This is a genomic window from Pseudoduganella sp. GW821-FHT12E03, assembly GCF_058807115.1.
The window spans coordinates 211,724-228,640 of record NZ_JBXAQJ010000011.1; the positions used below are offsets into that span (position 1 = coordinate 211,724).

The 16,917-nt window shown below is 64.1% G+C and carries 12 protein-coding genes; 2 read left to right on the forward strand and 10 right to left on the reverse strand.

Features of this window, described 5'->3' with window-relative positions; all coding sequences use genetic code 11:
- Positions 1 to 158: 158 nt before the first annotated feature.
- Positions 159 to 1,838 carry a glycoside hydrolase family 43 protein gene (locus AC1RRC_RS26035; RefSeq protein ID WP_493058511.1) on the reverse strand — a complete coding sequence of 560 codons (1,680 nt, stop codon included), beginning with the start codon at positions 1,836 to 1,838 and terminating at the stop codon, positions 159 to 161.
- Positions 1,839 to 2,282: 444 nt separating this feature from the next.
- Between AC1RRC_RS26035 and AC1RRC_RS26040 the strand changes: the two genes are divergently transcribed.
- Positions 2,283 to 5,237, forward strand: a complete 2,955-nt coding sequence (locus AC1RRC_RS26040) for a TonB-dependent receptor (protein WP_493058512.1) — start codon at positions 2,283 to 2,285, stop codon at positions 5,235 to 5,237.
- A 201-nt stretch (positions 5,238 to 5,438) separates the two neighbouring features.
- Positions 5,439 to 6,479, forward strand: coding sequence for a LacI family DNA-binding transcriptional regulator (locus AC1RRC_RS26045; protein WP_493058513.1), 1,041 nt, complete (start codon positions 5,439 to 5,441; stop codon positions 6,477 to 6,479).
- A 134-nt stretch (positions 6,480 to 6,613) separates the two neighbouring features.
- Here the strand turns inward: AC1RRC_RS26045 and AC1RRC_RS26050 are convergent, their stop codons facing one another.
- The 9 genes from AC1RRC_RS26050 to kduD are packed head-to-tail and all read right to left on the reverse strand — an operon-like array spanning position 6,614 to position 16,911.
- Positions 6,614 to 7,423, reverse strand: a complete 810-nt coding sequence (locus tag AC1RRC_RS26050; RefSeq protein WP_493058514.1) for a hypothetical protein — start codon at positions 7,421 to 7,423, stop codon at positions 6,614 to 6,616.
- 28 nt (positions 7,424 to 7,451) lie between these two features.
- Positions 7,452 to 8,642: a glycoside hydrolase family 88 protein gene (locus AC1RRC_RS26055; protein WP_493058515.1), complete on the reverse strand. Its 1,191-nt coding sequence runs from the start codon at positions 8,640 to 8,642 to the stop codon at positions 7,452 to 7,454.
- Between the two features lie 36 nt (positions 8,643 to 8,678).
- Positions 8,679 to 9,956, reverse strand: coding sequence for an oligosaccharide MFS transporter (locus AC1RRC_RS26060; RefSeq protein WP_493058516.1), 1,278 nt, complete (start codon positions 9,954 to 9,956; stop codon positions 8,679 to 8,681).
- Between the two features lie 9 nt (positions 9,957 to 9,965).
- On the reverse strand, positions 9,966 to 11,864 hold the full coding sequence (locus AC1RRC_RS26065; protein ID WP_493058517.1) for a glycoside hydrolase family 97 protein: 1,899 nt from the start codon (positions 11,862 to 11,864) through the stop codon (positions 9,966 to 9,968).
- Complete coding sequence (locus tag AC1RRC_RS26070; RefSeq protein WP_493058585.1) at positions 11,861 to 12,736, reverse strand: carbohydrate kinase family protein; 876 nt, start codon at positions 12,734 to 12,736, stop codon at positions 11,861 to 11,863. The genes AC1RRC_RS26065 and AC1RRC_RS26070 overlap by 4 nt, the downstream gene beginning before the upstream one ends.
- 43 nt (positions 12,737 to 12,779) lie before the next feature.
- Complete coding sequence (locus AC1RRC_RS26075; RefSeq protein WP_493058518.1) at positions 12,780 to 14,021, reverse strand: AGE family epimerase/isomerase; 1,242 nt, start codon at positions 14,019 to 14,021, stop codon at positions 12,780 to 12,782.
- A gap of 7 nt (positions 14,022 to 14,028) precedes the next feature.
- The gene (locus AC1RRC_RS26080) at positions 14,029 to 15,162 is read right to left on the reverse strand and encodes a hypothetical protein (RefSeq protein ID WP_493058519.1); all 1,134 of its coding nucleotides are present in this window, start codon (positions 15,160 to 15,162) and stop codon (positions 14,029 to 14,031) included.
- Positions 15,149 to 16,171, reverse strand: coding sequence for a sugar kinase (locus tag AC1RRC_RS26085; RefSeq protein ID WP_493058520.1), 1,023 nt, complete (start codon positions 16,169 to 16,171; stop codon positions 15,149 to 15,151). Before AC1RRC_RS26085 ends, AC1RRC_RS26080 begins: the two co-directional genes overlap by 14 nt.
- Positions 16,156 to 16,911, reverse strand: coding sequence for a 2-dehydro-3-deoxy-D-gluconate 5-dehydrogenase KduD (kduD, locus tag AC1RRC_RS26090; RefSeq protein ID WP_493058521.1), 756 nt, complete (start codon positions 16,909 to 16,911; stop codon positions 16,156 to 16,158). Before kduD ends, AC1RRC_RS26085 begins: the two co-directional genes overlap by 16 nt.
- Positions 16,912 to 16,917: the final 6 nt, after the last annotated feature.

A 16,917-nucleotide genomic window follows, 5' to 3' on the forward strand; every position in this document is an offset into this window, starting at 1 on the left:
GGAGCGGGGCCGCCGCGCAAAACGGTTATCGGTTTGCGCGAATAGATAACGATAACACCGGAGCAGGGGGCGTTGGAGGGGTTGGCGCCCGGCTGCGCAACATTTCATCGCGGACGATAATTTGGTTATCGCAGACGGGCGCGCCGTGACGGAGGCGCTTACTTGCCCTGTTCGTTATACAGCCCGATCACCGTGCCGACGAAGCCGCCGGCGTGTTTGGTGCTGAGGAAGGTGGCGTCGGACTTGCCGGCCAGCGTTTGCCAGGCATTGCTGCGCAGGGCGTATGCCGCGCTCAGCACGCCGCCATCCACCGACAGTTTCAGGTACACCGGCTTGCCCTTTGCTGACGCGGGCAGCGGCGCGCTGGCGACGATGCGGCCCTGCTGCGGGTCCGCGCTGGTCTTACGCACGGACAGCGCCACCACGGGCTTGCCATCCTGCTGCTGCACGCCGAGGAACAGGTAGGCATCGTCGTTTTGCATGGCGACCAGGCCGGCGCGGTCGCCCGCATGCGCAGGCGAATAGCGCATGGAGGTGCTGACGGTGGCGATCGCGTGCGCCTGCTTGCGGCCGATGAACGAGGGCACGTTGCGGATATCGCCCACCGCCTCAAGGCTCGCTTGCAGCACCAGTTCGCCGTGGCGCAGCGCATGGCGCGGCTGTTGCGGAATGCGTACGCTCATCCAGCCCAGTCCCAGCTTGCCGCCGTTGAAGTCGTCCTGGTAGGCGTAGTCGCCGCTGAGCGGCTGCGCGGGACGGGCCGATGGCGGCAGGTTGGGGCGGTTCAGCACATAGGGTACCGTTTTGCCCTGTTCCAGGATCACGGGCCAGCCATCTTTCCACGTCACCGGCAACAAATACGGTTCGCGACCGATGTTATACAAGTCCGGGCCGTAATTGCGGGTGGCCAGGAAGATCGCCCACCACTGGCCATCCGGCGTCTGCACGAAATCCGCGTGGCCGGCCGTGCCGATGGCGTTGGGCCGGCTGTCCGGCAGGTCGCGCTGGGTCAGGATCGGATTGCCCGCGAAGGCTTCATACGGCCCCGTGATGGCGCGGCTGCGGAACACGACTTCCGAGTGCTGGTCGCCGGTGCCGCCCTGGGCCGCGATCAGGTAGTAATAGCCATCCTTCTTGTAGACATGCGGCGCCTCGGTCCAGAACGGCTTGGTGGCAAGATCGGCGCCGCCATTGATGACTTCCGTGCGCGGACCCGTCATGGTTTTGGTTTTCGGATCGAATTCCTGCAGCCAGATCGAGCGGTGGCCGGGATACAGGGCCGGCTGGCCGGGCGCGCCATTGTTGAGGATATAGGCCTTGCCATCGTCATCCCAGAACAGCGACGGGTCGATGCCGTCGAAGTCAAAGGTCACCGGATCGGACCACGGACCGGCGGGATTGGTGGCCGTGATGACGAAATTCTTGCGGTTGGTGCAAACGATGTAATACAGGCCGTCGCGGTAGGAAATGGCGGGCGCCATCAGGCCGCCCGACACTTTCATGCCGGTGAAATCCACCTGGCCGGGGCGGTCGATGGCATTGCCGATCTGGCGCCACGTCACCAGGTCTTTCGAGTGGTAAACCGGCAACCCGGGGAAGTGCACGAAGCTCGACGTCACCATATAGTAATCGTCGCCCACGCGCTCGATGCTGGGGTCCGGCGCATAGCCGGAAATGACGGGATTGATGAATTGGGTGGGGGCAGGACGCAGTTGCGCGCTTTCCTGGCTTTTGCCGTCATACTTGAAGTAGGCGAAATGCGCGTCGGCAGCCAGCGCCGCCACCGGCAGCAGCATTGCGGCGGTCGCCGCGAGCGGGAATTTGGAAAAGGGATTCATATCACCATCTAGAGTTTGTTATCGATAACCTGCTCAGGATAGCACGTACTATTTGGCATAGGTAAATACAAATCTGGAATACGTTTTTTGTTTGAACTGGCAGAAATGCCATGCTAAGATGAATTTGTTATCGATAACTTTCTTGGTCGAACTTGCCAGTGATGGACCTTGAAAGGTGCTCCGATAGCTCTTAGTCGGTGGGCATCCCTCCTGATGCCCGTCTCCCTTGCGCCGGCGGCGCCACCGCCGCCGGCATTTTTTTGGGGAGGCGTAGGAAAAAAGCTACAAGCAGTAAATAAATGACTGGCGAAGATGCTACGGTCATGCAAGTTGACCGTAAAATACACGACAGTTTGTTATCGATAACGAGTGCGCTTCAGAGGGGGCGCGGCTGGCGGGAAATGATCCGCCACATACTCAATAAATAAAAACGGAGATTGCAGCATGAACATGAATGTGAAAACGTCCGCCCAGGTTGCCGCACTGGCGCTGGCGATTGGCCAAAGCCTGATGGTGGCGCCGTGCGCGCTGGCGCAGACGCAGGGAGCCGATACTACGGTGGTGGTGACCGGTATCCGCGCCAGTGCGCGCTCGTCGGTGGCCATCAAGCGCGACACGATGGAAGTGGTCGATTCCATCACTGCGGAAGATATTGGCAAGCTGCCTGACCTGAACGTGGCGGAAACGCTGACCCGTGTGCCGGGCGTGCAGGGCTACCGTTATGGCGGCGAGGGCGCGTCGCCGGTGGGCGCCGGTTCCGGCCTGACCATCCGTGGCCTGAGTAACCAGACCGCATCGCAAATCAATGGCCGCGCGTTCAATACGGCCGGCGGCCGCGAATTCAATATCGAGAGCGCGATTCCCGGCATGATCGCCGGCGTCGACGTGTATAAAAATCCGTCGGCGGAACACATCGAAGGCGGTATCGGCGGTCTGGTCAATATCCGCAACCGCAACCCAAGCGATTTCAAGGGCCCGACCGTCGCGGCGTCGATCAGCTTCGGCAGCAATGATCTGGCCAAGAAGACCGATCCCGAGTTGTTCGTCATGGGCGCCAACCGCTTCGACCTGGGCGGCGGCAGCCGCATCGGCGTGATGGGCGCGGCGGTCTACCAGAAGAGCACCGGCCGTTCGGACAACAACCCGGCCAACCGCGGCGGCAGCCTGAAGCGCGCGGTCCGCGCCGACAGCGCCGAATACGCGACGCGCGCCGCCGCCAACACGGCCAACAGCCCGTTCCAGCCGATGTCCGCCTATGTGGGCCGCAGCGACGTCAACTTCCTGGACAATATCGGCACCACCGGCGCCAACATGCCCAACCTGAGCGGCCTGAGCGCTGAGCAGATCGGCAACGTGATCTCGGCCACGGGTGTGAACAACAACGTGTTCCAGGAAACCATCATGCGCGAGCGCAAGGGTTTGAACCTGGCGGGCGACTACCGCGTCAGCAACACCTTGCGTTTCTACGCCGAGGCGAACTATGTGTACTACCTGTACCACCAGAACTACCGTGGCTTGAACTCGGTTGACGGCGCCAACGTGCAAAACTTGCAGACCACGCCGTTCAACTACACCGAGGCGCTGGCCAACCGCAACATCAACGGCGGCAGCAACGACGTGCTGGTCAGCAAGCGCCTGTTGAGCGGCAGCTTCCTGAACTCGGCGATGACGTCGCTGGGCGGCGACGAACACACGCCTTATACGACGTGGGTCGGCGCAGCCGGCGCCGAATGGAGTCCAACGGCGGAATTGTCGTTGAAGGCGGACTTCTCGTACATCAAGTCCGACAAGACCCAGGACAACCGTTCGGTGACGATGGATTCGGCGCCGGGCAAACTGTGGAGCACCAACCGGATTGCCGATGGCGCACCGCACCAGCTGACCTTCACCGGCCCGGATTTGTCCGATGCGTCCAACTGGGTGTTCCGCTCGTATGACAATGGCACCAACCAGAGCTGGAACGACAAGGGCAATGCCACCGCGCTGAGCGGCAGCTATAGCGCCGATGTCGGTCCGTTCAACAAGTTCAAGTTCGGTACCCGTTATGCGCAAATGGAAAGCGTGTACAAGAACTACCGCTTCGTTGGCAAGCCGCTGACCACGGACGGCCTGGCGCTGACCGGCAACCGCTCCAACGCGATCTATGCGTCGTCGATGGCGAACGTGATCCAGCAGGCACCGACCAACTTCATGGGTGGCGACGCCGGCTATGCGGGCGGCTTCGCGGTCTACTCGCCGGATGCACTGCTGGGTAACCAGGTGGCCACCGCCTTCCCGAAAGCCGGTATCGTAGCCGATGGCAACTACCCGGAACTCGCGGGCGAACGCCGCTACGTCGAAGAGAGCACGCTGGCCGGTTACCTGGTGGGCGAATTCTCGGCAATGGACGATCGCCTCAAGGGTAGTGTCGGCGTGCGCGTGGTGCGCACCAACGGCACCTCCGTGGCCCGAGCGGTCAACGTGGCCACCGGCGCGCTGGTGGATGTGGTGGGTAAGACTTCGTACACCAATTCCTTGCCGACGTTTAACGCCACCTACGACATCTCGAAAGAATCGCTGGTGCGCTTCGCCTATGGCCGCGGCATGACCCGCGCCGGCCTGGGCGACCTGAATCCGTCCATCAGCGGCGTGAACACCGCCACCGGCACCGCCAACGTCGGCAATCCGGAACTGCGTCCGCTGGTCGCCGACAGCTTCGACCTGTCGCTGGAGCACTACTTCAATAAGACCAACTACGCGTCGGTCGCGGTGTTCGATAAACAGATCGATGGCTTCTTCAATAACCTGCTGTCGTGCCAGACGCTGGACCCTTCGGTCGCCGGGCCATACACCGGTTCGACCGGCAACGGTTGCAGCGGCGGCCAGTATGCGGTCAGCAAGCGCGTCAATGCCGAGAAAGGCTATGCGCGCGGCGTGGAAGTTGCCGGCCAGTACTTCTTCGACGGCGCGGAAGGCATCCTGAAGAACTTCGGTGTGTCCGGATCGTACACCTACGTGACGACGGCCAATCCGCTCAACTTCGGCACCGCTGCGGCACCCCGCGTCGTGCGCATGGCGCAGCCGTTCCAGTCCAAGCACAACTACAGCGTGTCCGGCATGTATGAGGACAAGAAGTTGTCGGCCCGCCTGGCCTACACGTGGCGTTCGATGTCGCTGTTTAACGATGTGGCGGTCAATCCGATCGACAGCCGTTCCATCGACGCCTACGGTATTCTGGACGGTTCGGTCAACTATGAAATCACCGACAACCTGACGCTGTCGTTCAACGCCAAGAACATCACCAACAAGGCGCTGCACCGCTACATCGGCGAGCCGGACTATAAAACCGGCATCGAGCTGCAGCACTATGGCAACGGCCGCACCTTCGTTCTCGGCTTGCGCTACAAGTTCGGTAGCTAACATCGGCGGCTGCCGCGCAGCTGGCTGATCGGGGCAGGAAGCGTGTTTTACACGCTTCCTGCCGTTTGCATTCGGGCCCTACCGTATCAACTGGCACAGGCGGGATGGGAAAACGACAACGCAAGGCTATAATGCAGGCCTTCACTACATAAGAAAGCGCCGCGCCGCAGCGAGGCGGTACGGCAAGGGAACATGGTACCTGTGACTAAGAAACCAGAGCGCGCCCAGAGCAGCGCAACGATCTACGACGTGGCCCGGATGGCGGGCGTGTCCGCCATGACGGTCTCGCGCGTCATGAACAGCAATGCCCACGTGTCCGATGTCACCCGCACCAAGGTCATGGCGGCGATTGAATCGCTGAATTACCAGGTCAACACGGCCGCCCGCGCGGCGCGTGTCGGCACCATGGGCATCGGCCTGTTGTACAGCAACCCCAGTTCGGCCTACCTGAACACTTTCCTGGTCGGTGCGATGGACCGCTGCAGCCAGACCGGTGGCCAGCTGATCCTGGAGCGCTGCGACGATTTGCGCAGCCAGCGCGCCGCCATTGCCAAGCTGATTGCCAACGGCGCGGACGGCATCCTGGTGCCGCCGCCACTGTGCGATTCGAAGTCCGCGCTGAAACAGCTGGACCAGATTGGCATCCCGAGCGTCGCGATCGCAACCGGCAAACCCGTTGCCACCATGTCGGCCGTGCGCATTGACGACTATGCCGGCGCGCGCGACATGATGCGCTACCTGATGTCGCTGGGCCACCAGGACATCGCGTTTATCCAGGGCGATCCGAAACACACCCCGGCGCAGATCCGCTACAAGGCGTATGTGGATGCGATGGAAGAAGCGGGCTTTCCGGTGCAGCCGGAGCGCGTGGCGCCTGGCCTGTTTACGTACCGCTCCGGCCTGGAGGCTGCACGCCAGTTGTTGGGCAAGAAGTCCAAACCCACGGCGATTTTTGCCGCCAACGATGATATGGCGGCGGCCGCCGTCGCGGTGGCGCATGGCTTGCACCTCGACGTGCCGGGCGACGTGACGATTTGCGGTTTCGATGATACGCCGGTCGCCACCACGGTGTGGCCGGAACTGACCACGATCCACCAGCCGATTGAGGACATGGCGCGGGCGGCGGTGGACCTGATCGTGGAATTGATCCGCAACCGCCGCACGGGCGACGTGGGCGGGGTGCAGCATAAGCTGTTGCCGTATACGCTCGTGACGCGGGAGTCTTCGGGATCTGTTGTGTAGGTTTGTTTTGCGGAAGCGCAGGCATGGCGGCTTCCGCGTTGCGGAAACCGCCCTACGCGGTGACGGCGCCACAGCATCTGTTGTCCCGGGACGTGAACCGGTAGGGCGGCTTTTGCAAAGCCGCCACGCGTGCATCACACCGGCAAAATTCCCTGCAGCGACGATATCCGGTCGCCATCCGACCAGCTCCCCAGCAGTTCGCCGTCCGCGGAAAACTCCAGCAACTGCCGCCCCTTGTGCCCGTTGTCCTCGCCATGCCCCTGCCAGTTGGCCACCAGGATGTGCCCATTGTCGAGCACCACGAACGTGGCATAAAAGAACGGCGCCACATCGTCCGGCACCTTGCCCCGGCCGCCGAAGGTGCCGGTCAACCGGCCATCGGCATCGAAGCGCGCCATGAAGCCGCCATAGCCGGCCGACACCAGCGTTGAACCATCGGCATAGCGGTGCGCCTTCCACGCGTGTTCAAAGCCCGGCGCGGCCAGCTTGCGCAACGGCTGCAAGGCGAAGTCGGTTTCCAGGATATGGTCGTTGGTGCACAGCAGGTAGCCGCTGCCGGTGCGCGTCATGCCGCGCACGTAGTCGCCTTCGCGGCGCACGCTGTCCATCAGGTACAAGTCGCGGTCGAGCTTGAGAATATGAATGCCATTCTGGCCGCCATCGAGGTCCATGCCCGCCACCAGCGTGCTGCCGTCGTCCTGGCGATGCACCGCCGTCACGCCGGTCCAGCGCTCGCATACGCGCAGCACGTCGCCAGTCTCGATATCCAGTTCCACAAAGCCCCGGTCATAGCCGACCAATACGCGCTGAGGACTGATGCGCTGCAGCGCGCGCGGCAGCGGGAAGTCCGCCATGTCGCGGCTCCAGCCCGCGTCGGGGTTGTGCGTGTCGATCAAATGCAGGCGCTGGCGGCCTTCGTCGATTGCCAGCAATCGTTGCGTCATTACCATCTTCAAAACCTTCCTTGCCAGGTTACCAGTACGGCTGCCAGTTGCGCGTCATGCGCACCAGCGCTTCAAAATAAAAATAATCGCCCCAGATCGTGCACTCATCGACGCCGATGCCTTGCGGCTTGTGGTACACCGCGTGTTTCAGCAAGCCGCTGCCCGGCGCGCCATCGCCGATCAAATAGCTGTCCGACAGCACTTGCACCATGCCGCCGGCGGCCTGCTCGTACGCGGCGCGCAGCGGATCGTCTTGCGGCAGGTTGCGCGCCAGTTCCAGCAAGCCGCAGGCGGCAATCGCGGCGGCCGAGCTGTCGCGCTCTTCCGGGCCGGACGTGAAGATCAAGTCCCAGTAACTGATGCCGTCTTCCGGCAAGCGGTTCAGGTAATAGTTTGCGACGATTTTCGCCACATCCAGCAGGCGCGCATCGCCGTTGTGGCGGTACACCAGCGGGAAGCCGGAGATACCCCACGCCTGGCCGCGCGCCCAGCAAGAATCGTCGGCAAAGCCCTGGTGGGTCTTGCCGTGGCGCGGCGCGCCGCTGGCGGCGTCGAAGAAGAAGGTGTGGAAGGTCGAGCCGTCGGGGCGCACGATATGGCGCGCCGCCGCTTCGATATGGTGGTCGGCGGCGGCCTTGAACGAAGGATCGCCGCTGTGTTCACCGGCCCAGTACAGCAGCGGCAAGTTCAGGTTGCAGTCGATGATCATGCGCCCGCTTTGTTCCGGGTCGTTCAAGTCGCCCCAGGCCTGGATGATGCCGGCCTTGGCCTGGTAGCGTTCCATCAGCAGGCGCGCCGCACCCATGGCGGCGTCATAGGCGGTCTGGTCGCCCGTCAGCTTGTAGGCGGCGATGCAGGACAGGCTGTACAGGAAACCCAGGTCGTGGTGGTTGGTGTTGTGGCGCTCCAGCTGGCGGGCATGGAAGCTGCGCACATGGCCCTCGGCGGCGTCGCGGTAGCGCGCGGCGCCGGTCACTTCATAGGCCAGCCACAGCATGCCGGTCCAGAAGCCATTGGTCCATTCGATGTTGCCGATGGCCGGGTACACCAGTTGGCTGCTGGACGGGGCGGGGAAGTCCGCGCCAAAGTATTGCAGGTTGCGGTCGATCGAGGCCAGGGTGCGCTCGATGGCGCGTTCCAGTTCCGCCTTGCCGGGGGCGGACGGCCAGGCGCGGGCGGCCAGCGGCTCGAGGTGGGCCGTGGTCAGGGATACAGACATGTCTAACTCCTTCAGTAATCTCGTTGTCACGCGCAGTCAGTGCGCGGGCGCGGCGGGTTCCGCAGTGGGTTTTTCTGCCGGGCCGGCGGCGCCACTGCGTTTGATTTCAGCGGGCGTGGGCGCCAGCGCCCAGGCCGATGCCGACAGGAACAGCAAGCCCAATGCGGCCAGCCCCAGGTACGTGGCGGGGAAACCGATCATGTCGTAGCTGAAGCCTGCCAGCGGCGACAGGATCGCCAGCCCCAGCGAATGGCCAAAGCTCACGCCCACCATGTAGATCGTGGACGCCAGGCGGTTGTCGAAGTGGTGCGCGATATAGCGGAAGACCGAGACCGCCAGGATCGGCAATTCCACCGAGTGCAGCAGTTTTAAGGCGGAAATCGACAGTGGCCCGGCCGCCAGGCCGGAGCCGGCAATGCGCACCAGCATGATGGAACCGGCCAGCAGCAAGCCATTCTTGGCGCCGATGCGCTTGACCAGGATCGGCGACAGGAACAGGCCGCCCGCTTCGATAAAGATTTGCACGGAATTGAGGTAGGTGAACATGTTCGTGCCCACCTTGCGGTCAGGGAACAGCGAAACAAAGTACGCCTGGAATTGCTGGTCGAACACCAGGTAGATGTTGGTCACGCCGAGGATAAACACCATGAAGCGCCAGAATTTCGCATCGCGCATCAGGCCGAGGGCGTCGGCCAGTTTGACCTTGTCAGGCGCCGCGCCGGTTTGGGCAAGACCGCCTTCTTCGGGTTTCACGCGCCACAGCAACAGCATGGCCAGCATGACCAGGCCCGCGCCGGACGCGAAGAAGAAGTTAATCGACGGATCGATATTGAACAAGCGGCCGGAAAACGCGGCGGCGCTGGCAAAGCCCAGTGAACCCCACATGCGCACACGGCTGTATTCAAAGCCATGGCGGCGGCCGACCCGGTCCACATACGTTTCCAGCGCATAGCTGCCGGCATAGAAGGTCACGCCCAGGTAAATGCCACCGACAACCGCGCCGAACCAGATATTGATCTTCAGCAGCGGGCCATAGGCATACAGGAAAAACAGCCCGCACAGCGCCACCAGCGCGCTGACGGTCCACAGGATGTGCTTGCGGAAGCCGATCCGGTCGGAGACGAAGCCGTAGATCGGCTGCGAACACATGGCGGCGACGAAATTGGCGCCCAACACGATGCCGGTCTCGGTCCCGCTCAGGTTCAACGAATTGCGCAGCCACAGGGTCAAGAGCGAAATGCTCATCGCCTGTGAAAAGAAGTACACGAAGATCAGCGCGCTGAGGAAGCGGTAATTGGATTGCCTGCTAGTCATGATCAGTCCTTACTTGGCCGGTGTCAGCCAGATCGCCTGTCCACCCGACGGCGGCAGGTTTGCTTCAATGACGGAATCCGCCTGCACTTGCACGGTGCGGATGCCGACTTTGGTCTTGGTGGGCGCGGCGCCATCGTCTTCGTACACGGTGGCGGTATAGCGCTTGCCGGGTTCGAGGAAGTCCAGCTTGATTGCAACCATGCGCGCATCGTTATTGGTGATGGTGCCGACAAACCAGTCGGCGCCCTTGCGGCGCGCGGTGGTGACGAACCGGCCCGGATACCCTTGCACCAGCTTGCTGTCGTCCCAGCTGGCGGGAATGCGGTCCCAGAACGCCAGTTCCGGTTCGTGCGCCGACATGTCCGGCGTGTCATACCAGTACAGGGTTTGCAGCGGGCTGTAATAAATCGCCGCCAGCGCCAGCTGGTGCGCATGGGTGGTCTTGATGCGCGGGCTGTAGTAGCAAATCGTGTAGTCGGCGGCGCCGGCCAGGAAGCGGGTGAACGGCAGCACCGTGTTGTGGGTGGCGTCCGGCATTTCCTCGTTGCCACGGATACCTTCGGACGTCATCAGGTTGGGCCAGGTGCGCTGTTCGCCGGTCGGGCGCCAGTCATCGTGGATATTGACCATCAGGCCCGCGTCGGCGGCCTGGCGCACGGCCTGGTTCAGCCAGGTGGTCCAGCGGTGCGAGCCGACTTGCACGAAGCCGAACTTGACGCCTTTCACGCCCCACCGCTTGTAGGTCTTGAACAGGGTGTCGCCCTGGGCCAGCAATGCCTGCTGGTTCACGTACAGCCAGACGCCGACGCCCCGGTCGGCCGCATACTTGATAATGCCGGGCAGGTCGAAGTCGGGAATCGCGACCTTGGTGGCGTCGGACGAAAACGAAAACGCGGGACCATACCACTTCCAGTCAAACAGGATGTATTGCAGCTGGTGGCGCGCCGCGAAATCGATATTGGCTTTCGCGCTGGCGGTGGTCTGGACCATCACGCGCATGATCTTGCCGGGCTGGACGAATGACGTGTCGGCAATCGCGGTGGGCGGGTTCAGGTTCAGGATGAAGTCATTGTTATCGACCAGCGCACCAGCCGATTCCGCGACCATGATGCCGCGCCACGGCGTGGAAAAGGGCGAAATCAGGTCGGCCGGGTCGTGCATTGCCGTGACCAGTGTATTCGGCTTGTCCTTGTGCAGCTTGAACTTGGTGCGGGAATAGTCGGTCATGCCGCCTTCCAGCAGCGCCACGTGGATGCGGCCCAGCAGTTCCAGGGTCAACGGGCGCTCGGACTGATCCGGCCAGTTGGCCAGCGGCAGTTGCTGGTAGGGCGCCTGGCCCCATGCGTGGAACCACGCCTTGGTCTCGACCGGGAACGTGAACTCGGTGTTTTCCGCCGTGATGCGGTAATACGTGCCTTTTTCGTTTTCCGGGAACGTATAGCGGAACGCCACGCCCTGGTCATAGGCGCGCACTTCCAGCGCCAGCGGGTAAATCGGGTTGTCGTCCTTGACCATGTTGATGGTCATCTGGTTGTAATGGTCGCGCACCGAAGCGCGCTCCCCGACCACCGGCCGCCAGGTGCTGTCATGGGTTGAGTGCGTGATGGCGCCGATTTTCAGGTTGTCGAACCACTTTTCCTGGCGGTCGACCTTCAGTGCCATGGCGTTTTCCGACAGGTGGTTATCGAGCCGCAAGTCCAGCAGCGAATCCAGGATCACGGCCTTGTGTTTATAGGTGACGCGGTAATACAGTTCGCGTTTGCCGGCGGCATTGGCCTTTTGATAAAACACGAAGCGGACATGGTTGTCCGGGGACGCCACGCTGGCCAACCCCGGCTGCTCGTTGACTTGCGCCAGCGCGCAGGTGTGCAGCAGCCATCCCGCGATCAATAGCAACAGGGATTTCATTGGGCTACGACTCCTGATTGTTCAAACAGTTGTTGTATTGTCGCCAGCGCGGGCGGCGAGGCGCCGGGCGCCAGGCAGGCGGCCGCGCCGGACGCCACGGCAAAGCGCAAGCGTTCCTGTGGCGTGGCGCCGGGCATGCGCATGAAGCTGTACAGCAGGCCGCCGATGCTGGCGTCGCCGGCGCCCACGGTGTCCGCCACGGCGATGCGCGGCGCCGCCTGGCGCCATACGCCTTCGGGGGTGTGCAGGCTGGCGCCGTCCGCGCCACGGGTGTACAGGTAAGTCGCGCCTGGATTCAATGCGCGCAGGGCGTTGAAGGCCGGTTCCGGGTCATTGCAGCGGTATAGGCCGCACAAATCCTCATCGGACACCTTGATGATGTCGGCCAGCGCCGCCATGCGTTGCAGCACGGGGTCATAGCGCTCATCCATCAATGCGCGGAAGTTCGGATCGTAGGAAATCGAGACGCCGCTGGCCTTCAATTGTTCGGCCAGCGCCACCAGCTTGGCGGACAAGGGCTGGCGCGCCAGGCTGATGCCGCCGAAGTGCACCCAGCGCGCCTGCTGGCGCCAGCCGGCCGGCAATTGTTCCGCGTCGAAATGCAAGTCGGCGCTGTCGTCGCCGACAAAGAAATAGTGCGGCGGCGATAATTCATGCACGATGGCCAGCAGCGGCGATTTATCCAGTTGTTGCAGGAAGCGCATGTCGAGGCCCGCTTCGCGGTTGGCGGTGGCCAGCGCGTTGCCGAACACGTCGCGGCTGACGGCGCCGGCAAAGGCGCTGGGGATGCCCAGGCGCGCCACCACGCGGCCCACGTTCCAGGTCGAGCCGCCCACCAGGCTGCGCCAGTCGTCCGGACCGGTGCGTATCATGTCGGTCAGCGCTTCACCGGCGGCGACGAACTCGGGGAATACGTCAGGCAAGGCGGTCATCATGCACCCCGATCACGTTCAGCACTTCATAGCAGGCACCCATCGTATGGTAATCGACCTTGCCGGCCGGGCTTTTCTCGGCACTGAGCTTGCGGTTGTCGCGCGACAGGATGCGGTACCACGCGCCGTGCACATGGTCGATCATGTGTTGCCAGCTGTAGGTCCAGATCTTGTCATACCAGTCCCAGTAGCGGCCGTCGCCGGTCCGCGCGGCCAGTACGGCGGCGGTGGCCAGGCTTTCGGCCTGCACCCAGAAATACTTGTCGCCATCGCAGACTTCATCTTCCGGACCGAAGCCATAGACGATGCCGCCATGCTGGTGGTCCCATGCCTTGGCGAGCGCCATGTCGAACAATTCCACCGCGCGCGGCGCCAGCCAGTCCGATGGCCCGGCCAGGTGCGCGGCGTGGCGTTCCATGATCAGCAGCAGCTTGGCCCATTCCGTGAAATGGCCCGGCTGGTAGCCCCAGGGACGGAAGATGTTGGTCTTGTCGTCCTTGTTGTAATCCCAGTCCACCGACCAGTCGGGGCGGTAGTGTTCCCAGATTTTGCCACCGGCCAGCGCGGCCTGGCGCACGGTGATGTTGGCGGCCAGCCGTTCCGCGCGGTGCAGGTAGCGCGTTTCGCCGGACGCTTCAAAGGCGGCCAGCAGTGCTTCGCATGCATGCATGTTGGCGTTCTGGCCCCGGTACGGATCCAGCACCGACCAGTCGGCGCTGGCCTGGTCCGCATACAGGCCGTGTTCCGGTTGCCAGAAGCGGCGCTCCATCAGCGCAAAGGTTTCGTCCAGCCAGCCACGCGCTTCATCGATGCCGGCCGCCAGCGCATGGGCGTAGGCCAGCAAGACGAAGGCCAGGCCATAGCAATGGTTGTCGCCGTCCAGCACCTGTTTTTCGCCATCTTCCCAGCGCAACTGCCAGGCATAGCCGCCGGTCTCCGGGTTGCGGTGGGCATTGCGCAGGAACAGCACGCCATGGCGCAGCGCGTCGAGATATTCCGGTTTGCCGAACTGGCGGTAAGCCATGGCGAAGTTGAACACGAAGCGTGTGCTGGACACCAGGTGGCGCGTGGTACGGTCGTAGATGGCGCCATCGTCCAGGTAAAAATGGTAAAAGCCGCCGCTGGGATCAACGCAGCGCGGGTGGTAGAACTGCATCGTGTGCGCGATGTGCGACAGCAGCGTGTCGCGGGAACGGAAGTCGGGAAGCATGGTGGAACTTTTCATGGTCGGTTTAGGCAGCCTCGTTCCAGGCCGCGATACGGTAGCGGGTTTGCCAGGGCTGGCCTGGCGTCAACGGCACGCCAAGGCGGTCCGCCAGCGGATGGTGCTGTGGTGCCTGCGCCACGCGGCCCAGGTCGAATAAACTGTTGACGGGTTCGGCCCCGATGGCCAGGTGGCGGCTCATCCACGGGAAATTGATGCGGCCGCCGTTGCTGATCCATAGCATCAGGTCGGGCAGGTGGGCACGCTCCCACCACAGGCCGACGCAGGCGCTGTAATCGAGGTAATGCAGCGCAAAAGGCGGTGTGTCGCTGGTACTTTGCGGCGCGCGCACCTGCAGCAACTCTTCGCACGGTCCGGCCAGCGGCAGGCGGCTCAAATCCAGCGCGCCGTCGATGCCGGCCATGGCGTGCAGGCTGTGCGAGCAGGTATCGGCCTGCAGCCGTGAAATGCCGCCCGGCGCGGTGGCGGGATAGCTGTGGATGCCTTCGTTGCCGCCGAGGCGTACCTGCACCCGGCCCGGCGTTGGCGGCAGGCGGAACGTCGGGTGCAACCCGATCGGGACCCGGGCGGCGCGGCGCGCGTGGACGATCAGCGTGATCTCCAGCGCCGGCGCATGGGGATCGGCGGCGATGATGCGCTCCACGCGGGCAATCGCCGACGCCGCCGGGTAATCGATGGTGAGATGGACTTTGGCGGGGCTCGCTTCCACGCAGGTCCACAAGTGGTTCGATGCATAGCCATGGCCCCACTCGTCGTCGGCCTCTTTGGTGTGCCAGCCGGGCGGCAAGTCGTGCGGCTGGTCGGTGCGACCAAACGGCACGCACGGCCATTCGCCGCGCAGGCGGCGCAGGATGCCGGGCAGGTTATCGGCCGCTGTCATGCCGTGCCACGGCGCCACGTGCATGATGTCCAGCTCACGGCCGCCATCGAGCAGCAGGGTGACCGGGCCCAGCATGCCGCCCAGCGGCTGCACTTCGGCGCTGCCAAATGCCCATTGCAGGCGCCACGGGCGCTGCGCGCCGGCTGCGGCGTCGGCTGGTAATTCCGCCGGGCCGGCAGTGGCGCCATAGGCTGGCGTGTGCGCCAAATCAGCGGTTGTGGCGGCCGGGGAAACGGCGTTGCCCGCGTTATCGGCGCACATCGAAGCCTCCCTGCCGCGCGGCCTGTACCTGTTCGGCGCTGGCCAGGTTGAAGTCGCCGGCAATGCCGTGTTTCAGCGCGGCGGCGGCCAGGCCGAATTCCAGCACGTCGCTGTAGGGCCAGCCTTGCAGCATGCCGTGCAGGATGCCTGCCGCGTAGGCGTCGCCGGTACCGATGCGGTCGACGATGCCGTCCACCGCGACCGGGCTGGCCGCGTATTCGCCGCTGCGCGTATGCAAGGTGGCCGCCAGGTGGTGGTGGCCGATGCTGTGCTGGACGCGTACGGTGGCGGTCAGCGCACCGAGGCGGGGGAAGGCGGCAAAGGCCGCGGCGGCGGCGGCGCCGCGTTGGTCGGGGTGCGCCAGTGGTGGACGCTGCAACACCAGCGCGATGTCGCGCTGGTCGGCAAAGGCGATATCGGCATGGCTGATCAGTTCATGCAGGATGGCGGCGCCATCCTGGCCCTGTTCGGCCCACATCGAAGCGCGGTAATTGCCGTCGAACGAGACCCGGATGCCGGCGTCTTTGGCATGGCGGGCGGCGGCCAGCACGGCTTGCGCCGCCCGCGGTCCCACGGCCGGTGTCACGCCGGAAATATGCAGCCAGCCGGCGCCGGCCAGCAATGCGGACCAGTCGTAATCTTGCGGGCCGCTGGTGGCGAACACGGACCCGGCGCGGTCGTAAATGATTTCCGAGGGCCGGATGACGGCGCCCGGTGTCAGGAAGTACAAGCCCATGCGGCCCGGGCGGAAGGCAATGCCGCGCGTATCGACACCGAGACCGCGCAAGCGGTCGCGCGCCGCCGTGCCCAGCGCATTGGCGGGCAGGGCGCTGACGACAGCGGCGTCGTGGCCGAATTGCGCCAGCGACACGGCGACGTTGGCTTCCGCGCCGCCGATGCACACATCGAGCTGGGGCGATTGCAGCAGCATCTCGCCCTGCGGCGCCGACAGGCGGGCCAGCACTTCGCCGAAACAGACGACGCGGGCGGCGGTCATCGCGCCAGCCATCCGCCGTCCACCGGCAACACGATGCCATGCACATAATCGCTGGCGCGGCTGGCCAGGAACACGGCGGCGCCGTCCAGGTCGGACGGATTGCCCCAGCGGCTGGCCGGGATGCGGGCCAGGATGGCGTCCGAACGCTGGGCGTCCTCGCGCAGCGCCTGCGTGTTATTGGTGACAAAGTAGCCGGGCGCGATCGCGTTGACATTGATGCCCTTGGCCGCCCATTCATTAGCCAGCGCGTGCGTCAGGCCCGCCACCGCGCTTTTGCTGGCGGCATAGGCCGGCACGCGGATACCGCCCTGGAACGACAGCAGCGAAGCGATGTTGATGATCTTGCCGCCGCCCTGCCGCGCCATGTGTCCGGCGGCGGCCTGGCTGAGGAAGAACAGGGTTTTCAGGTTGGTGCCGAGCACGGCGTCCCAGTCGTCTTCCGTCACGTCCAGCGCGTCGGCGCGGCGGATGATGCCGGCGTTGTTGACCAGGATGTCGAGGCGGCCCTGGAAATTGCGCGCGGCGTCGATCACGTGCGGCACCGGCGCGGTGGTTGACAGGTCCGCTTCGACAAACAGGAAGCGGCGGCCCGCGTCTTCCACCAGCGCGCGGGTTTCGTCGGCCGCGCTGCGGCCGGCCGCCACGATATCGGCGCCGGCCCGCGCCAGCGCCACGGCCATCGCCTGGCCCAGGCCGGTGTTGGCGCCGGTGACCAGCGCGGTCTGGCCGGACAGGTTAAACAGATCGGACATGGCGGC

What these genes read in the sequence shown, in the direction of transcription:
- AC1RRC_RS26040 (WP_493058512.1), top strand. Translation starts at nt 2,283, where the DNA reads ATGAACATGAATGTGAAAACGTCCGCCCAGGTTGCCGCACTGGCGCTG.
- AC1RRC_RS26035 (WP_493058511.1), bottom strand. Translation starts at nt 1,838, where the DNA reads ATGAATCCCTTTTCCAAATTCCCGCTCGCGGCGACCGCCGCAATGCTG.
- AC1RRC_RS26065 (WP_493058517.1), bottom strand. Translation starts at nt 11,864, where the DNA reads ATGAAATCCCTGTTGCTATTGATCGCGGGATGGCTGCTGCACACCTGC.
- AC1RRC_RS26085 (WP_493058520.1), bottom strand. Translation starts at nt 16,171, where the DNA reads ATGGCTGGCGCGATGACCGCCGCCCGCGTCGTCTGTTTCGGCGAAGTG.
- AC1RRC_RS26070 (WP_493058585.1), bottom strand. Translation starts at nt 12,736, where the DNA reads ATGATACGCACCGGTCCGGACGACTGGCGCAGCCTGGTGGGCGGCTCG.
- AC1RRC_RS26050 (WP_493058514.1), bottom strand. Translation starts at nt 7,423, where the DNA reads ATGACGCAACGATTGCTGGCAATCGACGAAGGCCGCCAGCGCCTGCAT.
- AC1RRC_RS26055 (WP_493058515.1), bottom strand. Translation starts at nt 8,642, where the DNA reads ATGTCTGTATCCCTGACCACGGCCCACCTCGAGCCGCTGGCCGCCCGC.
- AC1RRC_RS26080 (WP_493058519.1), bottom strand. Translation starts at nt 15,162, where the DNA reads ATGTGCGCCGATAACGCGGGCAACGCCGTTTCCCCGGCCGCCACAACC.
- AC1RRC_RS26075 (WP_493058518.1), bottom strand. Translation starts at nt 14,021, where the DNA reads ATGAAAAGTTCCACCATGCTTCCCGACTTCCGTTCCCGCGACACGCTG.
- AC1RRC_RS26060 (WP_493058516.1), bottom strand. Translation starts at nt 9,956, where the DNA reads ATGACTAGCAGGCAATCCAATTACCGCTTCCTCAGCGCGCTGATCTTC.
- kduD (WP_493058521.1), bottom strand. Translation starts at nt 16,911, where the DNA reads ATGTCCGATCTGTTTAACCTGTCCGGCCAGACCGCGCTGGTCACCGGC.